The sequence below is a fragment of the Streptomyces umbrinus genome (assembly GCF_030817415.1).
Classification (GTDB): domain Bacteria; phylum Actinomycetota; class Actinomycetes; order Streptomycetales; family Streptomycetaceae; genus Streptomyces; species Streptomyces umbrinus_A.
Genome location: NZ_JAUSZI010000002.1, coordinates 2,008,755 through 2,026,105, shown reverse-complemented (window position 1 = coordinate 2,026,105; position 17,351 = coordinate 2,008,755). Strand labels below are relative to the sequence as shown.

The window sequence follows — 17,351 nt, the reverse complement described above, 5'->3', positions numbered from 1 at the left end:
CGGGCAGGGCGCTTCAGACGCTTCAAGGGCGCAGCCCGCCAGGCAGCGCGTCGCGAAGAAGCAGACCGCCAGGAAGCCGGCGGGCAAGGAGCACGCGTCCAAGGAGAAACAGGAATGACCACCAGCAAGCCCCAGGAGTTCGACCTCGCCGGCCTCCTCGCCGAGCGCGGAGCCGAGCGCTACGAGCTGCACGCGAAGCATCTGAACCACCAGCTGCCGCGCATGCTGCACACCATCGGCTTCGACAAGGTCTACGAGCGGGCCGACGGCGCGTACTTCTGGGACGCGGACGGCAACGAGTACCTGGACATGCTGGCCGGGTTCGGGGTGATGGGCCTGGGCCGCCATCACCCCGTCGTCCGCAAGGCGCTGCACGACGTCCTCGACGCCCAGCTCGCCGACCTCACCCGCTTCGACTGCCAGCCGCTGCCCGGGCTGCTGGCGGAGAAGCTGCTCACACACAGTCCGCATCTGGACCGGGTGTTCTTCGGCAACAGCGGTACGGAGGCCGTCGAGACCGCGCTGAAGTTCGCCCGGTACGCGACCGGGAAGCCGAGGGTCCTGTACTGCACCCACGCCTTCCACGGTCTGACCACCGGGTCCCTGTCCGTGAACGGCGAGGACGGCTTCCGGGACGGCTTCGCCCCGCTGCTGCCCGACACGGCGGTCCCGCTCGGCGATCTCGACGCGCTGGCAAGGGAGTTGAAGAGGGGCGACGTCGCCGCGCTGATCGTCGAGCCGATCCAGGGCAAGGGCGTGCACGAGTCGCCGCCCGGATATCTGCGCGGCGCACAGGAGTTGCTGCGCAAGCACAAGGCGCTGCTCATCGCGGACGAGGTGCAGACGGGGCTCGGCCGGACGGGAGACTTCTACGCCTACCAGCACGAGGACGGCGTGGAGCCGGACCTGGTGTGTGTGGCCAAGGCACTGTCCGGCGGGTATGTGCCCGTCGGGGCCACCCTCGGCAAGGACTGGATCTTCAAGAAGGTCTACTCGACCATGGACCGCGTCCTCGTGCACTCGGCGAGCTTCGGGGCCAACGCGCAGGCCATGGCGGCGGGCCTCGCCGTGCTGTCGGTCATGGAGAACGAGCAGATCGTCGCCAACGCCCGGGCCACGGGGGAGCAGTTGAAGTCCCGGCTCGCGGCGCTCGTCGACAAGTACGAGCTGCTGAGCGATGTACGCGGCCGTGGGCTGATGATCGGCATCGAGTTCGGGCGGCCCAAGTCGCTGAAGCTGCGCAGCCGTTGGACGATGCTGCAGGCCGCGCGGAAGGGGCTGTTCGCCCAGATGGTGGTCGTGCCGCTGCTCCAACGGCACCGGATCCTCACCCAGGTCTCCGGCGATCATCTGGAGGTGATCAAGCTGATTCCGCCGCTGGTCGTCGGGGAGCGGGACGTCGACCGGTTCGTGGAGGCCTTCACCGCCGTGATGGACGACGCGCACAGCGGGGGCGGCCTGATGTGGGATTTCGGGAAGACGCTGGTGAAGCAGGCGGTCGCCAACCGGTAGGTTCCGCTGCTGCGGACCGCTTTGTCGCCGCGGACCGCCTTGTCGCTGCGGCCCGGCCTCGGCGCCGTGGCCCGGCGTGGGCGTCGTGGACCCGTCTGGGCGTCGTGGACCGGCTTGCGCGCCGTGGGCCCGCCTCGCTTTTGCCTCTGAGGTAAGAAATTTGCCTCAGAGGTAAGCCTCCGGCTCAATGGATGACATGAGCCCTGTCGAGGGTACGAGCCCTTCTGAGCCGGAGGCGGCCGACGAGCTGCCTGCGGTCGCACCCCAGCTGCGTGCACTGCGGCGCCGTGCCTCACTCACCCTGGAGTCCGTGGCCCGCACCGCCGGGCTCTCGCCCGCGCATCTGTCCCGTCTGGAGACCGGACAGCGCCAGCCCTCGCTGCCGATGCTGCTCGCGCTGGCCCGCATCTACGGTACGACCGTCTCCGAGCTGCTCGGCGAGACGGTCGCCGAGCGGGACGCCGTCGTGCGTGCCGGCGACATGGAGCCCACCCAGGCCGGTGGCTGGACGTACTGGCAGGCCGGGGCGGCCGGACGCGGCATGCAGTCCCTGCGTGTGCACGTCCCGTACGGGGCCCAGGGCGACATCGTGCGGGTCCACCCCGGAGAGGAGTGGCTCTACGTCCTTGAAGGGCGGCTGCGGCTGCGGCTCGGGGACACAGCGCACGTCCTCGAGCCCGGCGACAGTGCGCACTTCGACTCGCTGACCCCGCACCGGATCGCCGCCGCGGACCGGGACGGGGCCGAGCTCCTCTTCGTACACACCCTGCTGCAGAGCCCCACGGCCACGCTGTGCCTCGGGCCGACGACCCCTGGAGAGACGTCATGAAGGACATGGAGGAGAAGTTCCCGCGCGCTCTGTGGGTGCGGCTCATCATCTACGTGGCGGTCGGGCACATCTTCGCCGCCTTCATCTACCTGCTGTTCTCGCTCGGAGCTCAGGGGCAGTAGCAGCGGCGGACTCCCAGGGCGGGAGGCGGGACGTTGGTCGGCGGGAAGCCGGTCAGTCGAGGAACCGCTCCCGCAGTCGCTCCCGGATCTCGGGGGTCACGCCCAGGCCCTGCTCCAGATACGTGTCCACCCCGCCCCACTTCTCCTCGATGGTGTCGAACGCCGCTTCCAGGTACTCGGCGCGCGCGTCGAAGAGGGGGCTGAGTAGCTCCATCACCTCGGGTGAGTACGCCGAGGCGGAGGACTTGCTGCGGTGCACCTTGTAGCGGCGGTGCGTCGCGTTCGACTCCAGGTAGTCCGCGACGATGGCCTCGCGCTCGACGCCGAGGGCGAGCAGGGTGATGGCGATGGAGAGGCCGGCGCGGTCCTTGCCCGCCGCGCAGTGCATCAGGGCGGGGACGCTGTCCTCGGCCATCGAGTGGAGCACCTGGCGGTGCTCGGCCGTGCGCTCCTGGATGATCGCGCGGTAGGAACCGATCATCCGGTCCGCCGCCTTGCCGTCCCCGAGGATCGAGCGCAACTGGTCGATGTCGCCGTCGCGGACCATCGTCCAGAACTCGGCGCCGTGCGCCGGGTCGGTCAGCGGAAGATTCACGTTCCGCACACCAGGCAGCTCGACGTCGGGCCCTTCGAGTTTCTGGTCGGCGGCGTTGCGGAAGTCGAAGATCGTGTGCAGGCCCAGGGACGCGAGGAACGCGGCGTCCGACTCCGTCGCGTGCGCGAGATGGCCGCTGCGGAACAGCCGTCCGTACGCCACGCGCCGGCCGTCCACCGTCGGCAGGCCGCCGACATCACGGAAGTTGCGCACTCCAGCCAGCTCGGGCTCGGTCGACGGGACCTGCTGCGTCACGGGGGCTCCTCCCATTCGGCTGCCGACGCGGCTCGTCCGCGAAGTGCGTTCTCGACGATACGACATCGATTCGTAGGCCAATGAGTTGTCCACAGGCGTTGCCGGGGAGGCACGCGGCCCATAATGATGTTGATGATTGAGCGTGCCTGTTCGGATCTGTGAGGGTTTGATGTTGGAGATCGGCGAAGACGGTCGTACGTGGCTTCTTTCGGGCCCGGCGAGCAGTTATGCCCTGCGGCTCGGCGAGGACGACGCGCTGCTGCATCTGCACTGGGGCCCGCGTATCGCGCTCGCCGACGCCGAGGCACTCGCCGCCGGCCCGGGACCGGAGTACTGGGCCTTCGAGGCCACCCTCGACGGACACGAGGAGTACCCGGTGGAGGGCGGCCCCCGGTTCGTGCGGCCCGCCCTGTCCGTGCGGACGGACGAGCGGCGCGGCACCGAGTGGAGCTTCGAGACGTACGAGGCCGACGGCGACGAGCTGCGGCTGCGGTTCTCCGACTCCGGGCTCGGGATCACGCTGCACTACCGGATGCGGGCCGGGACCGACGTCGTCGAGCGGTGGGTGACCCTCGACAACGAAGGGCCCGCCCTGGAGGTGCTGCGCGCCGACTCCGCGGCCTGGACGCTGCCGCACCGCGACGGCTGGCGGCTGTCCCAGCTGCACGGCCGGTGGGCGGCCGAGTCCCGGCTCGTACGCTCCGAACTCACCTACGGTGAGAAGGTCATCGGCAGCCGGCGCGGGCACACCTCGCACCAGCACCTGCCCTGGGTCGCTCTGGACGCCGACGGCGCGGCCACCGAGGAGCGGGGCGAGGTCTACGGGTGCGCCCTCGCCTGGTCGGGCACCTGGCGGATCGCCGTGGCCCAACTCCCGGACGCGCGCGTGCAGATCACCGGCGGGGTCGGGTACGACGACTCGGGGCTGCTGCGGCTGGAGCCGGGGGAGAGCTTCGTCACACCCGTCTTCGCGGGGCTGTGGAGCGACGGCGGATTCGGCGGCGCGAGCCGTGCCTGGCACGCCTACCAGCGCGCCTATGTGATCCCGGAGGCGGACGAGCACCGGCCGGTGCTCTACAACTCCTGGGAGGCCACGGAGTTCGACATCTCCGAGGAGCAGCAGGGGGCGCTGGCGCGGCGGGCCGCCGCGATGGGGGTCGAGCTGTTCGTGGTCGACGACGGCTGGTTCGGGGCGCGCACCAGCGACCGGGCCGGGCTCGGCGACTGGACGCCCAACCCCGACCGCTTCCCGGCCGGTCTCAAGCCCCTCGCGGACGAGGTGCACGCGCTGGGGATGCAGTTCGGGATCTGGGTCGAGCCCGAGATGGTCAACCCGGACAGCGAGCTGTACCGCGCGCACCCCGACTGGGTGCAGTTCCAACCGGGACGAAAGAGGACGGAGCTGCGCAATCAGCTCGTACTGAACCTCGCCCGCGATGACGTCCAGGAGTATCTCTGGGAGCAGCTCGACACGCTGCTCTCCAGTGCGCCGATCGACTATGTGAAGTGGGACTTCAACCGCTGCTTCACCGACGCGGGGTGGTCCGGCGAGGCCTACCCGCAGCGGCTCTGGGTGGACCATGTGCACGCCCTGTACCGCCTCTTGGACCGGCTGCGGGCGGCCCACCCGGGCGTCGCCTTCGAGTCGTGCTCGGGCGGCGGCGGCCGTATCGACCTCGGGATCATGGCGCGTACGGATCAGGTGTGGACCTCGGACAACACCGACCCGCTCGACCGGCTCGCCATCCAGCACGGCTTCAGCCAGGTGCATCCCGCGCGGACCATGGCCGCCTGGGTCACCGACAGTCCGAACGTCCAGCTCAACGGTCGCGTCAGTTCGCTGCGCTTCCGCTTCGTGAGCGCGATGGCCGGAGTGCTCGGTGTCGGCGGCGACCTGACGCGGTGGAGCGACGAGGAGCTGGCCGAGGCGCGGACGTGGGTGGAGCTCTACAAGGAGATCCGGCCCGTCGTGCAGGGCGGGGACCTTCACCGGCTGCGGGCGCCGGAGGGCGGGCTGAGCGCCGTGCAGTACTCGCGTGACGGCGAGGTCGTGGTCCTCGCCTGGCTCCAGGCCCAGCACTACGGCGAGCCGGTCGCTCCTGTGCGGCTGCGCGGACTCGACCCGACAGCGGCGTACGAATGCCTTGAAACGGGCGAAGTCCACCGAGGTGCGGTGCTGTTGCATCACGGGTTGCGGACGGGGCTGCAGGGTGACCTTGATGCGGCAGTTTTCCGACTGCGTCGCATGTGACTGTTGTGTCCGTAATGGAGGCTAAGTTCCAACTCGCTCTGGAATAAAGGCTCCTGAAACGGCACTCAGTGAGCAGCGTCATATTCGTGACGGTCCGCTGTCGCCATGTTCACGTAATTCGGCTGCGTTTTCAGGGATTTAACAAACGGGGGAGATCCCGGATTTACGCAGCGTGACCGTCATTTCGGTCAGGGATCAAGAGAACGGGGCACACAGGAAACCCCAGAGGTTGTTCCTGCGTCTTCATGTCGCTTACGTTCGCCACCAATCCGGACGGACGCCCAATCCTGCCGCCGCCCGGAATCCGCTCACCCACCCGTACACGGCAGGAGCGGGGGACCCACAGGTAGAACGCCTGTTCCGGTCTCCGGAACGGCTAGGGGTTAAGTCGTGCGCAAACACGGCCGGGCATCTCCAGCTCGCACCCGACAGCTCACCTCGCAGGCGCCGGAGAGGAATTTGCCATGCCCGCGAAGGGTAAGCACCGCCGTCCCAAGTCCCAGCGTTTCACCCGCTCCATAGCCGTCGCCGGAACCGGCGGCGCGGCGCTCGCCCTTCCGCTGCTCGGCGCGACCGGAGCGCACGCCGCGACTCCGCAGTCCGCCGCCGATTCCGTGGCGAGCGTCTCGAATGTCGCGAACAAGGCCGCCGAATCGGCGCCTGCCGCCGCCGGCAAGAAGGCCGAGGCGAAGAAGGCCGCGGCCAAGACCTATTCCGTGCGTGCGGGCGACTCCCTGTCGAAGATCGCCGACACGCAGGACGTCAACGGTGGCTGGAAGAAGCTGTACGAGGACAACCGCAAGGCGATCGGCGGTGACCCGGCGCTGATCCACCCGGGCCTGAAGCTGTCGATCGGCAAGGCCGCCGCCGCTTCGAGCTCCGACTCCGGCGCCTCCAAGGCCACCCAGTCCTCCGCGAAGAAGGTCGCGGCCCCGAAGGCCGCCGCCGCTCCCAAGGCCGCGTCCGAAGCCGGTGCCGCCGGCTTCACGCTGCCGGTCGCGGGCGCGGGCGTCGGTACCCCGTACAAGATGTCGGGCAGTATGTGGTCCAGCGGATACCACACCGGCGTCGACTTCGTGGTCCCGACCGGCACGTCCCTCAAGTCCGTCGGCGCGGGCACGGTCGTCTCGGCCGGCTGGGGCGGCGCGTACGGCAACCAGGTCGTCATCCAGCTCGAAGACGGCCACTACGCCCAGTACGCCCACCTGTCCTCCCTCTCCGTCTCGGCCGGACAGGCCGTGACCGAGGGCCAGCAGGTCGGCCTCTCCGGCGCGACGGGCAACGTCACCGGCCCGCACCTGCACTTCGAGATCCGCACCACCCCGGACTACGGCTCGGACGTGGACCCGCTGGCGTACCTGCGTGGCAAGGGCGTCTCCGTCTGACCCGACGCCAGGCGCGCCCGGACGGCGTACCACTCCGCTCGTCTCCGAAGGCCGGACCCTGTGATCCCCGGGGTCCGGTCTTCGGTGTTTTGGTTCTGTGGCATGGCCGGGCGATGGGTCGACAGGGGTGCGGAAGCCGGACACAGTGATCTCCGCAAGCGCTTTCTATGCGTCTTCCATGCCTTGGAGGTCTTCATGACGACCACACGCAGAACGTTCGGAGCCCTGGCCACCGGTGTCGCACTCGCCGCGCTGGTCCCCACGCAGACGGCGAGCGCGGCGGCCCGGTACCGTCCGGGGCGACTCATCGCCCGCGACGACTTCCGGCACGGCCTCGGCCAGTGGGCGACAGAGCTGCAGGACGGCGGCAGCGTCACCGCGTCCCAGGGCGTTCTGGAGATGGACGTGCCGAGCGGCGCGACGGTCTGGTTCAAGCGAAGGCTGCGAGGGCCGTACGTCCTGGAATACACCGCCACACCGGTCTCGGCGGGCGGCGCCAACGACCGGGTCTCGGACCTCAACAACTTCTGGAACGCCACGGACGTCCGCTCACCGGAGGACCTCTTCGCCACGCACCGCGGCGGCGCGCTCGACGAGTACGACCACCTCACGACGTACTACGCCGGATACGGCGCCAACTCCAACACCACGACCAGGCTGCGCCGTTACGTCGGTGAGGCGGGCGTCCGGCCGCTCGTCTTCGACTACACGGAGCCGCTGCTCGCGGCGAACGAGCCCAACCGGGTCCGGATCGTCTCCAACGGCTCGACGGTCCAGTGGTGGAACAACGGGCGGCTCGTCTTCGACTTCGTGGACCAAGAGCCGTACACGAGCGGCCACTTCGCGTTCCGGACCGTGTGGAGTCACTTCAGGATCACGGACTTCCGGGTGCGGGAGCTGCGACAACGTCCCTGATCGAGCCCCTTATTCCGGGATTGACCAACACTTGACGAGTGGCTTATCTCACCGCCCGTCAACCCTTTCCTACGGTCGCGTAGCTCACACCCGAAGGTGAATCATGGCCCGATGTGGCAGACGATTCGAAGAATGACGACAGATCAGTGATCGGGTCGTACGTGGCGGTGGGGGACAGCTTCACCGAGGGCGTCGGCGACCTTGGCCCGGACGGGGCGTTCGTCGGCTGGGCCGACCGGTTCGCGGTGCTTCTCGCGGACCGTCGGCCCGAGGGCGACTTCGACTACACCAACCTCGCCGTCCGCGGGAAACTCCTCGACCAGATCGTCGAGGACCAGTTGACGCGCGCGAAGGAACTCGCGCCGGACCTGGTCTCCTTCTGCGCGGGCGGCAACGACATCATCCGGCCGGGCACCGACCCCGACGAGGTCGCGGAGCGCTTCGAGCGTGCCGTCGCGGACCTCACGTCGGCCGTCGGCACGGTCCTCGTGACCACCGGCTTCGACACCCGTGGCGTACCCGTGCTCAAGCACATGCGCGGCAAGATCGCTACGTACAACCTCCATATCCGGGCCATCGCCGACCGGTACGGCTGTCCCGTGCTCGACCTGTGGTCCCTCAAGACCATCCAGGACCGGCGGGCCTGGGACGGCGACCGGCTCCATCTGTCGCCCGAGGGGCACACGCAGGTCGCCCTGCGCGCCGGCCAGGTCCTCGGCCTGGAAGTGCCCGCGGACCCCGACCAGCCGTGGCCGCCGCTGCCTCCGCGCGGCACGCTCGAAATGCGGCGCGACAACATCCACTGGGCGCGCGAGTACCTGGTGCCGTGGATCGGGCGGCGCCTTCGCGGGGAGTCCTCCGGGGACCGCGTGGTGGCGAAGGGAAGCCTGTCGCCCGGCGACATCAAGATGCGGATCGAGCCGGTGGCTTGAAGGTCCGAGGGCCTGAGGGTCCTCGGGGCCAGAAGGGGCGGGGCGGGCCGCGGCTCGACCGGCGGTCTCGGCCTGTGGCCCGAGTGTCCGCGGAGGGGCGGGGCTTCCTTGACGGGTGATGTCGGGGGAGCCCCGCTGCTTCTTTGTGGCGCGCCGGATCCTTTGTGGGTGAGGCCGAACCGTCTCGCGGCCAGGTGATGCCGGGGGAGCCTCGGCGGTCACGGCGATGAGACCTCGACGCCCCCCGGTTGTGAATCAGTGGCGCGTCGGTACGCCGCCTCAGGCGCCCGGAGCCGTCAGCGCCTCGCGCGCCAGCCCCAGCTCCCGGGCCAGTGCCTCGTCCACCCACTCCTGGGTGCGGGCGCGTGACACCGCGCCGGGGTACGCCGTCATCTGGACGGCGAGCCCGTCCAGCAGGGCGGTCAGGCGCAGGGCCGTACTCGTGGGGTCCGGGCAGTGGAACTCGCCCGCGGCCACGCCCTCCGCGATGACCTCGGTGATCGCGGCCTTCCACTGCCGGTCCAGGTCACGGGTGACGTCTCGCAGCGCGGGTTCGCGCAGCGCGACCGCCCAGCCCTCGATCCACAGCCGCCAGCCCTTGGCCTGCCCCGTCGGCGCGTACCAGCGGACCGCCGCCCGCAGCCGCCGCAGCGCGGTCGTCCGGCGGCCGAGCAGCTTGCGGAGATGGGCGAGGTCGTCCTCGGCCGCGTACGTGAACGCGGCTGCGACCAGTTTCTCCTTGGTCGAGAAGTGATAGAGCACCAGCGCGTTGCTCACCCCGAGCGCGGTCGCCACATCGGCGATCCGCACCGCGGACACGCCCCGCCCCTCGATCTGCTGGATGGCGGCCCGCAGCAGTTCCTCACGCCGCTCCGCCACGCTCAACCGCACTCTTGCCACCGGGCAACCCTATTGCGTCGCCCCGGAGTGCGCCGGTGGAGGGTCGGTTACCGGCCGCGGCCGGGCCGTCACCGTTCCCGCCGGGCGTGCCCGCGGCGTCAGCGGTACCAGCCGAAGCGCTCCGCGATCACCGGCAGCCGGTCCGCGACGATCGCGTGCGCGGCCGCCCGCGGTGTCGTCCCGTCGGCCTCCGCGCGCGCGAGCGTCTGGTCGATCAGGGCACGCATCGAACGCCGCGTGTACGCGAACGCCTCGTCCGCGTCGGCCCCGATGTCGCCGAACAGGGTCCACCACCACCAGGCGTTGGTCCCGGAGTTGACCACGACGTCCGGCAGGACGGTGACACCGCGGCCGGCGAGCTGCTGCTCCGCGCCCGGCAGGACGGGCATGTTGGCGGCCTCGACGATCCAACGGGCCGTGATCCGCCCCTGGTTGGTGGTGTCGATCGTGTACGAGACCGCCGCCGGCACCAGCACGTCGGCGTCGGCGGACAGCCAGGCGTCGCCGGGCAGTTCGCGGTCGCCCGGACGCAGCGCCGCACGGTCGATCGTTCCGTACGTGTCCCGGGCGGCGAGCAGCGCGTCGACGTCCAGCCCTCCGGGGTTGGCGATCGTGCCCTTCACGTCGGCGACGGCCACGATTCTGAGCCCCGCGCGCGCGAGGAAGCGGGCCGTGGCCCCGCCCATGGTGCCCAGGCCCTGCACGGAGACCCGGGTCCCCTCGTACGCGACCCCGGCCCGGTCCAGGGCCGCGAGGACCGACTCGGCCACCCCGCAGCCGCCGACCAGCTCGTCGAGCCCGATGCCGTCCACCTCGACCGCGAACGCGTCCGCCAGCCGCCGCCGGGCCGCCGCCTCGTCGTCGAGCAGCGGATACACGGCCTGGATCGACGACACGAGCCCCGCCTCCGCCGCGGCCCGGTCGACGAGGTCCTGGGTGAGACCGAGATCCTCCCCGGTGGTCCAGAGGCTCTCGATGTACGGGCGCATGGCACGCAGATAGCGCACGAGCAGGCCGTACGCCTCCGGGGCCTGGGGATCGCAGTCGATGCCGCCCTTGGCGCCGCCCAGCGGTACGTAGCGGCTCTCGGGGTTGTAGTGCAGGGCCTCTTTCATGGTCATTCCACGGGCGAGCCCGGCGACCTCGTCCAGCGTGCAGCCCGCCCGCATGCGCAGCCCGCCGCTGGAGACACCGCGTACCAGCCGGTCGACGACCAGATGCCCCTGGCGGCCGGTGACGTGGTCGGTCCAGGTGAGCGTCATCAACGGGCTGCTGTCCTGGGCGGTCATGGGGCTCCTCGGGAACGGGGATCTGGGAAGCGGGGGTCCGGAAAACGGGGGGCGAGGGGAACAAGGTGACAGGTTCGGAGCGTTTGACCGGCGTGGGGCCGGGTGCACCCTGCGCCCCGGTGCTGTACCGGCTGCCTCTACTGAATGGTCGGTCAGTATCGAAAGTGCTGCATGTATCTGTCAACTTACTGAATGGATCTTCAGTAGAACGTGATGTCGTACTCGATGGATCCCGCCATGGCCCGCGCGGAAACCGCCCCGCCATACGCCCGACCCGGCGCTGTCAGAGGCGGCGACCATAATGGAAAGTCAGACCGACTCCACCTGGAGGTGCCGTGACCGGTTCCCGTTCCCTGAGCTCCGGGCTCCGTGCGCTGCGGCCCGCCGCGTTCGGCGCGGATCCGAGCGGTGAGCGCATGGAGCGCATCCGCAGATCGCCGAACTACGCGGACGGCGTCTTCCGGAATCCCGAGGGCGCTCCCCGGCCCGACGGTGCCATGCTCGAGTTCGCGCGGTCCTTCTTCCGCAAGGAGGAGCGCGTGCGCCGCGCCCCGGCGGGCACGGTGCCGGTGCATGCCACGACCCTCGCCGACCTGGCCCGGCCACCGGCCGACGGACTGCGGCTCACGTGGATGGGGCACTCCAGCGTCCTCGCCGAGATCGACGGGCACCGGGTGCTCTTCGACCCGGTCTGGGGTGAGCGCTGCTCCCCGTTCGCCTTCGCCGGTCCCAAGCGGCTGCACCCCGTGCCCCTACCGCTGGAGGCGCTCGGCCCGGTGGACGTGGTCGTCATCTCGCACGACCACTACGACCACCTGGACCTGCCCACGATCAAGGCCCTGGCCGGTACGGACACGGTGTTCGCGGTGCCCCTCGGTGTCGGCGCCCACCTGGAGCACTGGGGCGTCTCCGCGGACAGGCTGCGCGAGCTCGACTGGCACGAGACGACGAAGGTCGGCGGAATCTCCCTGACCGCCACACCCGCCCGCCACTTCTGCGGCCGCGGCCTGCGCAACACGCAGCACACCCTCTGGGCCTCCTGGGCCGTGGCAGGGGACGAGCACCGGATCTACCACAGCGGGGACACGGGGTACTTCGCCGGTTTCGCGGACATCGGCGCCGAGCACGGCCCCTTCGACGCCACGATGATCCAGATCGGCGCGTACAGCGAGTTCTGGCCCGACATCCACATGACGCCCGAGGAGGGCATGCGGGCCCACCTGGACCTCCAGGGCGGCCGGCACAGCGGCGTGATGATGCCGATCCACTGGGCGACGTTCAACCTCGCGGCGCACCCCTGGGCCGAGCCCGGCGAGGGCACCGTCACCGCCGCCCGCGCGGTCGGCGCCCGGATCGCGCTGCCCCGGCCCGGTGAGCCCTTCGAGCCGACCTCGGAGACCGTCCCGTCCGAGCCCTGGTGGCGCGGTGTGGCCGTCGTCCCGGAGGGCGGCTGGCCCTCCGCCGAGGAGACGGTCGGTGGCACACCGCGTGACACCAAGGAGGACACCGGAGACCCGGAAACCGTCCCCGCGGGGTGACGTAGAAGCCCGCGAAGGCATTCGGCGAGGGCCGAGGAGCATCCTGCTCCTCGGCCCTCGCCCTTTTTTCGCTGACCGCTTCTGACCAGGTCTGATCGGTTCACTGGCGCACGGGAACGGGCGTGCGAGGGGTTTATCGGCCTGTCGTACGAACCCTCATACCAGAGCGGGACGCAGGCCGCCGGACTTTGTCAACTGCCCACCGCACATGATGCGGTGGCGACTACTGTGAGTGGCCGCTGAGCGACACAGGGCCGAATTCTTCGACTCTCTCGACCGGCGCAGCGATGGCGCGTGTCCCATTCGGCGCATGCCTCGGTCGCAGAACCCGCGGGAGCCCCCACGGCCCCGACGCACCAGTACGAGGACGTCGATGTCTCACCTTCGCGCACCGGCCGCACGCGCAGACCGCCGCGAGGGCGGGCGGCACGGGCGACCGGTCGCCCGCACCACCCCCACGCAGCCCGAGACCCACATACGGCCCCAGCTCCTCCGCCTCGCGGTCCTGCCGCCCATCGCGGTGGCCCTCAGCGCCAGCGCCGCTGTGCTCTTCATCGTCCGCACGACCCCCGCACGGCTCGGCCCCACGCTGTGGATCGTGCTCGGCGGAGCCGTCGCGGTCGCCCTCGCGGGCATCGTGATCGCCGCCGTGGCGGCCGACCGCGCCGCCAGGTCCGTACACGAGCGCGTCGGCACCCTGCGCCGCACCAGTGCCCGCGGCCAGTCCGATCTGCGTGCCCTCGTCGAGACGCTGCGCCGGGGCGAGGGGCCGCCCGAGCGCCGACCGGTCGGCCGGCCCGCCTCGGACGCCGACGAGTTCGACCTGCTCGAGGACGACCTGGCGCGCGCCCACGAAGGCGCCGTGAGCGCGGTCGTCCAGGCCGCCCAGCTCTCCAGCCAGGCGGGCAGCGAGCAGAAGGTCGAGGTCTTCGTCAATCTGGCACGGCGCCTGCAGTCCCTGGTGCACCGCGAGATCTCGATCCTCGACGAGCTGGAGAACGAGATCGAGGACCCGGACCTGCTCAAGGGTCTGTTCCACGTCGACCACCTCGCCACCCGTATCCGGCGGCACGCCGAGAACCTCGCCGTCCTCGGCGGGGCCGTGTCGCGCCGGCAGTGGAGCAACCCGGTCTCCATGACCGAGGTGCTGCGTTCAGCGATCGCCGAGGTCGAGCAGTACTCGCGGGTCAAGCTCGTCCCGCCGATCGACGGCACCGTGCGCGGGCACGCCGTCGCCGACGTGATCCACCTGCTGGCCGAGCTCGTCGAGAACGCCACGGTGTTCTCGGCGCCGCACACCCAAGTGCTGCTGCGGGCCAACGTGGTCACGTCCGGGCTCGCCGTGGAGGTCGAGGACCGCGGGCTCGGGATGCCGCTGGCCGAGCAGCACAAGATGAACGCGTTGCTCGCCGACCCCGATCAGGTGAACGTCGCGAGTCTGCTGCAGGACGGCCGCATCGGGCTGTTCGTCGTCTCCCAACTCGCGCGCCGGCACGGGATCGTGGTGCGGTTGCAGACCAATATCTACGGTGGCGTGCAGGCCGTACTGGTCGTGCCGCAGGCGTTGCTGGGGGCGGAGGGGAAGCAGCCGGCCGGGGGCGGGGCCGATGCGGGGGCTGGTTCCCCGGTTGGTTCTGGGGCTGCCTCCGGGGTTGGGTCTCCGCGGGAGGTCACGGCGGGAGGCGCTGCTGCGGGGGCGGCGGCGAGTGCGGGTGCTCGTGGTGGTCCCGCGCATGGTGGTCAGGCACATGTCGGTTCGGCACATGCTGCTTCGACACAAGGCGCCTCGGCGCAAGGTGGTTCGGTCCCCGGGGCGCCAGCACACGCCGCGCCGGTACATGGGACTGCAGCACACGGCTCTTCAACACACGGAGCCGCGATTTCTCATGGCATGCCGACACACGAGCCGCCGCTGAGGAGTACGCCTCGCCACGGCATGCCAGGGCAGGACACACCGGCCCATGGCACGCCACCACATGGCACGCCCGCACATGGGAGCCCCGTTCATGGGACTCCGGCTCACGGGACGCCTGCCTATGGGGCGCCGGCACATGGGACTCCCGCCCATGGGACCCCTGCCCACGGGACTCCCTCCCACGGGACGCCGATCCCCGTACCGGGAGTGGTCCCGGGCGCCTCCGGCGACGTACCGCGGGCGTCGTTTCACGAAGCCGCGTCGTATGCGCCCCACGACGCCCACGGCATGAGGACCGCCGTGCCGGCGCAGCCGGGGCGGGAGAGTGCGCCGGGCGGGCTGTCGGTCGTGAACGGTGGTGCTCCGGCCCCGCTCCCGGTGCGCGGTGCCGAGACGCGGGCCAACCCGGCGGAGGCCGTGCCCGGTATCCGTCCCGGCGACCGGCGGTTCGTCGCCGAGAACACGGTCACGCCCCCGACCCCGCGCGGCGGTGTGGTGCGCGGCACCATGAGCAAGCCGCAACTGCCCAGACGGCGGGCGCAGGAGCACCTCGTGCCCGAGCTGCGCGACGGACCCGCGCCCCGGCCGGACTCCGAGTTCCACGTCGGTCACGACCCCGGTCTGATGGCGGCGTTCCAGCGCGGCATCGGGCTCGCCGACGCCCAGTTCCGGGACTCGGCCCACATGGATGAAACGCCCATAGGCGAAGCGCACCCAGCGCACGAACCACGCGAGGCGCACGTGGCGCACGAGACGGCGCCCGCGCCAGGTCATGACCTCACCGCCCGGCACGACGGGAGCACACCAGCCGGATGAACAACGCCACCCCCACCCACACTTCCGCTCCCGCAGACCTTCGTACTTCAAGGAGTCGATCCCCCATGGCGAGCGATGTGCCGACCGGGCACGCATCCGATCTCGACTGGCTGATGAGCGGCCTGGTGCAGCGCGTACCGCACACCAGGAGCGCCGTGCTGCTCTCCTGCGACGGCCTCGTGAAGTCGGTGCACGGGCTCGACCCCGACAGCGCCGACCACATGGCGGCCCTGGCCTCGGGGCTCTACTCCCTGGGCCGCAGCGCGGGCGTCCGCTTCGGCGACGGCGGCGACGTACGCCAGGTCGTCGTCGAGCTGGACTCCACGCTGCTGTTCGTGTCCACCGCGGGTTCCGGTACGTGTCTTGCCGTGCTCGCCGGACGCGACGCCGACGCGGCCGTGCTCGGCTACGAGATGGCGATGCTGGTCAAGAGTGTCCGCCCGTATCTGATGACCGCGCCGAGGCAGCACAGCGTCGAACCGTCGGCGATGAGGCCTTGAGCGTGACCTCGGCCGGCGACGGGCCCTGGCTTGACGATGCGGCCGGACGCCTTGTGCGCCCCTACCAGGTCAGCAACGGCCGGACCCGGCCGAGCACCGCGCTCGACCTTCTGTCGCAGGTGATGGCCACCGGCGTCACCCCTCTCGGCTACCTCGGCCCCGAGCACGCCCAGGCACTCGAACTGTGCCGGGACCCCGTCTCGGTCGCCGAGGTCGCCGCGCATCTGAGACTGCCCGCCGCGGTGACCAAGGTGCTGCTGTCCGATCTCGTCGGCTGCGGGGTGCTGTCCATGAAGCCCCCGACGTTCCACCACAACCCCACTGACCGGTCTCTTCTGGAGGCAGTGCTCGATGGACTACGACGACAGCTCTGACCCCTTTCCCACCGCCTTGAAGATCCTGGTGGCGGGAGGGTTCGGAGTAGGAAAGACCACCTTCGTCGGCGCGGTGAGCGAGATCGCGCCGCTCAGTACGGAGGAACTGCTGACCACGGTCAGCGCCGCGACCGACAATCTCGACGGCATCGAGAACAAGGTCGAGACGACCGTCGCGATGGACTTCGGCCGCATCACCCTCGATCCCGAACACGTGCTGTACCTGTTCGGCACGCCCGGACAGGAGCGGTTCTGGTTCATGTGGGACGAGCTCTCCGAAGGCGCGCTCGGCGCGGTCATCCTCGCCGACACCCGCCGCCTGGAGGACTGCTTCGCCGCCGTCGACTTCTTCGAACAGCGCGGCCTGGGATTCATCGTGGCCGTCAACGAGTTCGACGGAGGCTTCCGCTACGACCCGGAGGAGGTGCGGGCGGCCATCGACCTCGACCCGGAGGTGCCCGTCGTGCGCTGCGACGCCCGGATCTCCAGCTCGGGAGTGCAGACCCTGCTCACCCTCGTCCGCCACCTCCTCGCCCACACCCCCTCGCACGCCCCCAGCCACGGAGCCCACACATGACGTACGACCCGCCGCGTCCGGCCGGTCGGCTGCTGCTCACCCCCGAGGACAAGGAGGCCCCCGCCAGAACACGGCGCCTGCGGGTGCTCGGCCTGGGGCAGCACACCGAGCCGGCCCTCGACGCGTTCGCGGACCGGCTCGCCGAGCTCGCGGGGGCGCCCTACGCGATGGTCAACTTCATCGACGAGGAGCGGCAGTTCTTCGCGGGCCTGCACACCCCCTACGGGGGCATCCCGGCCGAGCCGCCGACCGAGGCCCGTACGGATCACGCGGACACCACGAAACCGAGGATCGGCCGCTATATGGCCCGGGACCATGGCTTCTGCCCACATGTGGTCGTCCGCCACAAGGCGTTGGTCCTGGAGGACGTCCGTGACTATCCCCGCTTCGCGGGCAACCCGGTCGTCGACGAGTTCGGCATCCACTCCTACCTCGGCGCCCCGCTCATCGACCGCACGGGCATCGCGCTCGGCACGGTGTGCGTCAGCGATGTCGAGCCCCGGCCGTGGGGGCGGGCGGGGCTCGACACCATCAAGTCGATGGCGGCGGAGCTGGTCGAGCGGATCGAGCTGCGGGAAAGTGGATTCTGACCCGCGGCCTTCGCCTCCACACGGACGGTGTCCCTCTCACGCGGACTCACGCGGAC

16 protein-coding genes and 1 riboswitch are annotated in these 17,351 nt (G+C 70.5%); of the genes, 13 read left to right on the top strand and 3 right to left on the bottom strand.

Going from position 1 to position 17,351, the window contains the following annotated elements:
* Nucleotides 1-114 precede the first annotated feature (114 nt).
* The 3 genes from QF035_RS09630 (at nt 115) to QF035_RS09620 (ending at nt 2,463) form a co-directional block, all read left to right on the top strand.
* The gene (locus QF035_RS09630; RefSeq protein ID WP_307519609.1) at nt 115-1,512 is read left to right on the top strand and encodes an aspartate aminotransferase family protein; all 1,398 of its coding nucleotides are present in this window, start codon (nt 115-117) and stop codon (nt 1,510-1,512) included.
* Nucleotides 1,513-1,708: 196 nt separating this feature from the next.
* Complete coding sequence (locus QF035_RS09625) at nt 1,709-2,341, top strand: helix-turn-helix domain-containing protein (RefSeq protein ID WP_307519607.1); 633 nt, start codon at nt 1,709-1,711, stop codon at nt 2,339-2,341.
* On the top strand, nt 2,338-2,463 hold the full coding sequence (locus QF035_RS09620) for a DUF6126 family protein (protein ID WP_055616152.1): 126 nt from the start codon (nt 2,338-2,340) through the stop codon (nt 2,461-2,463). The genes QF035_RS09625 and QF035_RS09620 overlap by 4 nt, the downstream gene beginning before the upstream one ends.
* A gap of 52 nt (nt 2,464-2,515) precedes the next feature.
* Here the strand turns inward: QF035_RS09620 and QF035_RS09615 are convergent, their stop codons facing one another.
* On the bottom strand, nt 2,516-3,313 hold the full coding sequence (locus QF035_RS09615) for a tyrosine-protein phosphatase (RefSeq protein WP_307519606.1): 798 nt from the start codon (nt 3,311-3,313) through the stop codon (nt 2,516-2,518).
* A 169-nt stretch (nt 3,314-3,482) separates the two neighbouring features.
* Between QF035_RS09615 and QF035_RS09610 the strand changes: the two genes are divergently transcribed.
* The 4 genes from QF035_RS09610 to QF035_RS09595 all read left to right on the top strand — a co-directional run bounded on the left by QF035_RS09610 (nt 3,483) and on the right by QF035_RS09595 (nt 8,796).
* Nucleotides 3,483-5,564 carry an alpha-galactosidase gene (locus QF035_RS09610; protein WP_307519605.1) on the top strand — a complete coding sequence of 694 codons (2,082 nt, stop codon included), beginning with the start codon at nt 3,483-3,485 and terminating at the stop codon, nt 5,562-5,564.
* A 295-nt stretch (nt 5,565-5,859) separates the two neighbouring features.
* Nucleotides 5,860-6,026, top strand: a riboswitch (cyclic di-AMP (ydaO/yuaA leader).
* Nucleotides 6,027-6,028: 2 nt separating this feature from the next.
* Nucleotides 6,029-6,949, top strand: a complete 921-nt coding sequence (locus QF035_RS09605) for a M23 family metallopeptidase (protein WP_307519604.1) — start codon at nt 6,029-6,031, stop codon at nt 6,947-6,949.
* 195 nt (nt 6,950-7,144) lie between these two features.
* Nucleotides 7,145-7,864 (top strand): DUF6250 domain-containing protein, encoded by a 720-nt coding sequence (locus tag QF035_RS09600; protein WP_307519603.1) that lies wholly within the window; start codon nt 7,145-7,147, stop codon nt 7,862-7,864.
* 146 nt (nt 7,865-8,010) lie between these two features.
* Nucleotides 8,011-8,796, top strand: coding sequence for an SGNH/GDSL hydrolase family protein (locus tag QF035_RS09595; protein WP_307531010.1), 786 nt, complete (start codon nt 8,011-8,013; stop codon nt 8,794-8,796).
* A 279-nt stretch (nt 8,797-9,075) separates the two neighbouring features.
* On the opposite strand, the gene QF035_RS09590 is transcribed toward QF035_RS09595, so the two are convergent.
* Both QF035_RS09590 and QF035_RS09585 read right to left on the bottom strand, forming a co-directional pair.
* The gene (locus tag QF035_RS09590) at nt 9,076-9,696 is read right to left on the bottom strand and encodes a TetR/AcrR family transcriptional regulator (protein ID WP_307519601.1); all 621 of its coding nucleotides are present in this window, start codon (nt 9,694-9,696) and stop codon (nt 9,076-9,078) included.
* A 98-nt stretch (nt 9,697-9,794) separates the two neighbouring features.
* Complete coding sequence (locus QF035_RS09585) at nt 9,795-10,985, bottom strand: glutamate dehydrogenase (RefSeq protein WP_307519600.1); 1,191 nt, start codon at nt 10,983-10,985, stop codon at nt 9,795-9,797.
* Nucleotides 10,986-11,320: 335 nt separating this feature from the next.
* Between QF035_RS09585 and QF035_RS09580 the strand changes: the two genes are divergently transcribed.
* From QF035_RS09580 to QF035_RS09555, 6 genes are all read left to right on the top strand, one after another.
* Nucleotides 11,321-12,523, top strand: coding sequence for an MBL fold metallo-hydrolase (locus QF035_RS09580; RefSeq protein WP_307519599.1), 1,203 nt, complete (start codon nt 11,321-11,323; stop codon nt 12,521-12,523).
* A 373-nt stretch (nt 12,524-12,896) separates the two neighbouring features.
* On the top strand, nt 12,897-15,254 hold the full coding sequence (locus QF035_RS09575; RefSeq protein WP_307519598.1) for an ATP-binding protein: 2,358 nt from the start codon (nt 12,897-12,899) through the stop codon (nt 15,252-15,254).
* A 65-nt stretch (nt 15,255-15,319) separates the two neighbouring features.
* The gene (locus QF035_RS09570; RefSeq protein ID WP_055509592.1) at nt 15,320-15,754 is read left to right on the top strand and encodes a roadblock/LC7 domain-containing protein; all 435 of its coding nucleotides are present in this window, start codon (nt 15,320-15,322) and stop codon (nt 15,752-15,754) included.
* A 2-nt stretch (nt 15,755-15,756) separates the two neighbouring features.
* Nucleotides 15,757-16,128 (top strand): DUF742 domain-containing protein, encoded by a 372-nt coding sequence (locus QF035_RS09565; protein WP_307519597.1) that lies wholly within the window; start codon nt 15,757-15,759, stop codon nt 16,126-16,128.
* A complete protein-coding gene (locus QF035_RS09560) occupies nt 16,106-16,705 on the top strand; it encodes a GTP-binding protein (RefSeq protein WP_266492174.1) in 600 nt (199 codons plus the stop codon). The genes QF035_RS09565 and QF035_RS09560 overlap by 23 nt, the downstream gene beginning before the upstream one ends.
* Nucleotides 16,702-17,295 (top strand): GAF domain-containing protein, encoded by a 594-nt coding sequence (locus QF035_RS09555; protein WP_307519596.1) that lies wholly within the window; start codon nt 16,702-16,704, stop codon nt 17,293-17,295. The genes QF035_RS09560 and QF035_RS09555 overlap by 4 nt, the downstream gene beginning before the upstream one ends.
* Nucleotides 17,296-17,351 lie beyond the last annotated feature (56 nt).

Coding starts and splice junctions, on each gene's coding strand:
- QF035_RS09630 (WP_307519609.1), top strand. CDS start 115: ATGACCACCAGCAAGCCCCAGGAGTTCGACCTCGCCGGCCTCCTCGCC.
- QF035_RS09560 (WP_266492174.1), top strand. CDS start 16,106: ATGGACTACGACGACAGCTCTGACCCCTTTCCCACCGCCTTGAAGATC.
- QF035_RS09555 (WP_307519596.1), top strand. CDS start 16,702: ATGACGTACGACCCGCCGCGTCCGGCCGGTCGGCTGCTGCTCACCCCC.
- QF035_RS09625 (WP_307519607.1), top strand. CDS start 1,709: ATGAGCCCTGTCGAGGGTACGAGCCCTTCTGAGCCGGAGGCGGCCGAC.
- QF035_RS09585 (WP_307519600.1), bottom strand. CDS start 10,985: ATGACCGCCCAGGACAGCAGCCCGTTGATGACGCTCACCTGGACCGAC.
- QF035_RS09605 (WP_307519604.1), top strand. CDS start 6,029: ATGCCCGCGAAGGGTAAGCACCGCCGTCCCAAGTCCCAGCGTTTCACC.
- QF035_RS09570 (WP_055509592.1), top strand. CDS start 15,320: ATGGCGAGCGATGTGCCGACCGGGCACGCATCCGATCTCGACTGGCTG.
- QF035_RS09620 (WP_055616152.1), top strand. CDS start 2,338: ATGAAGGACATGGAGGAGAAGTTCCCGCGCGCTCTGTGGGTGCGGCTC.
- QF035_RS09575 (WP_307519598.1), top strand. CDS start 12,897: ATGTCTCACCTTCGCGCACCGGCCGCACGCGCAGACCGCCGCGAGGGC.
- QF035_RS09600 (WP_307519603.1), top strand. CDS start 7,145: ATGACGACCACACGCAGAACGTTCGGAGCCCTGGCCACCGGTGTCGCA.
- QF035_RS09610 (WP_307519605.1), top strand. CDS start 3,483: ATGTTGGAGATCGGCGAAGACGGTCGTACGTGGCTTCTTTCGGGCCCG.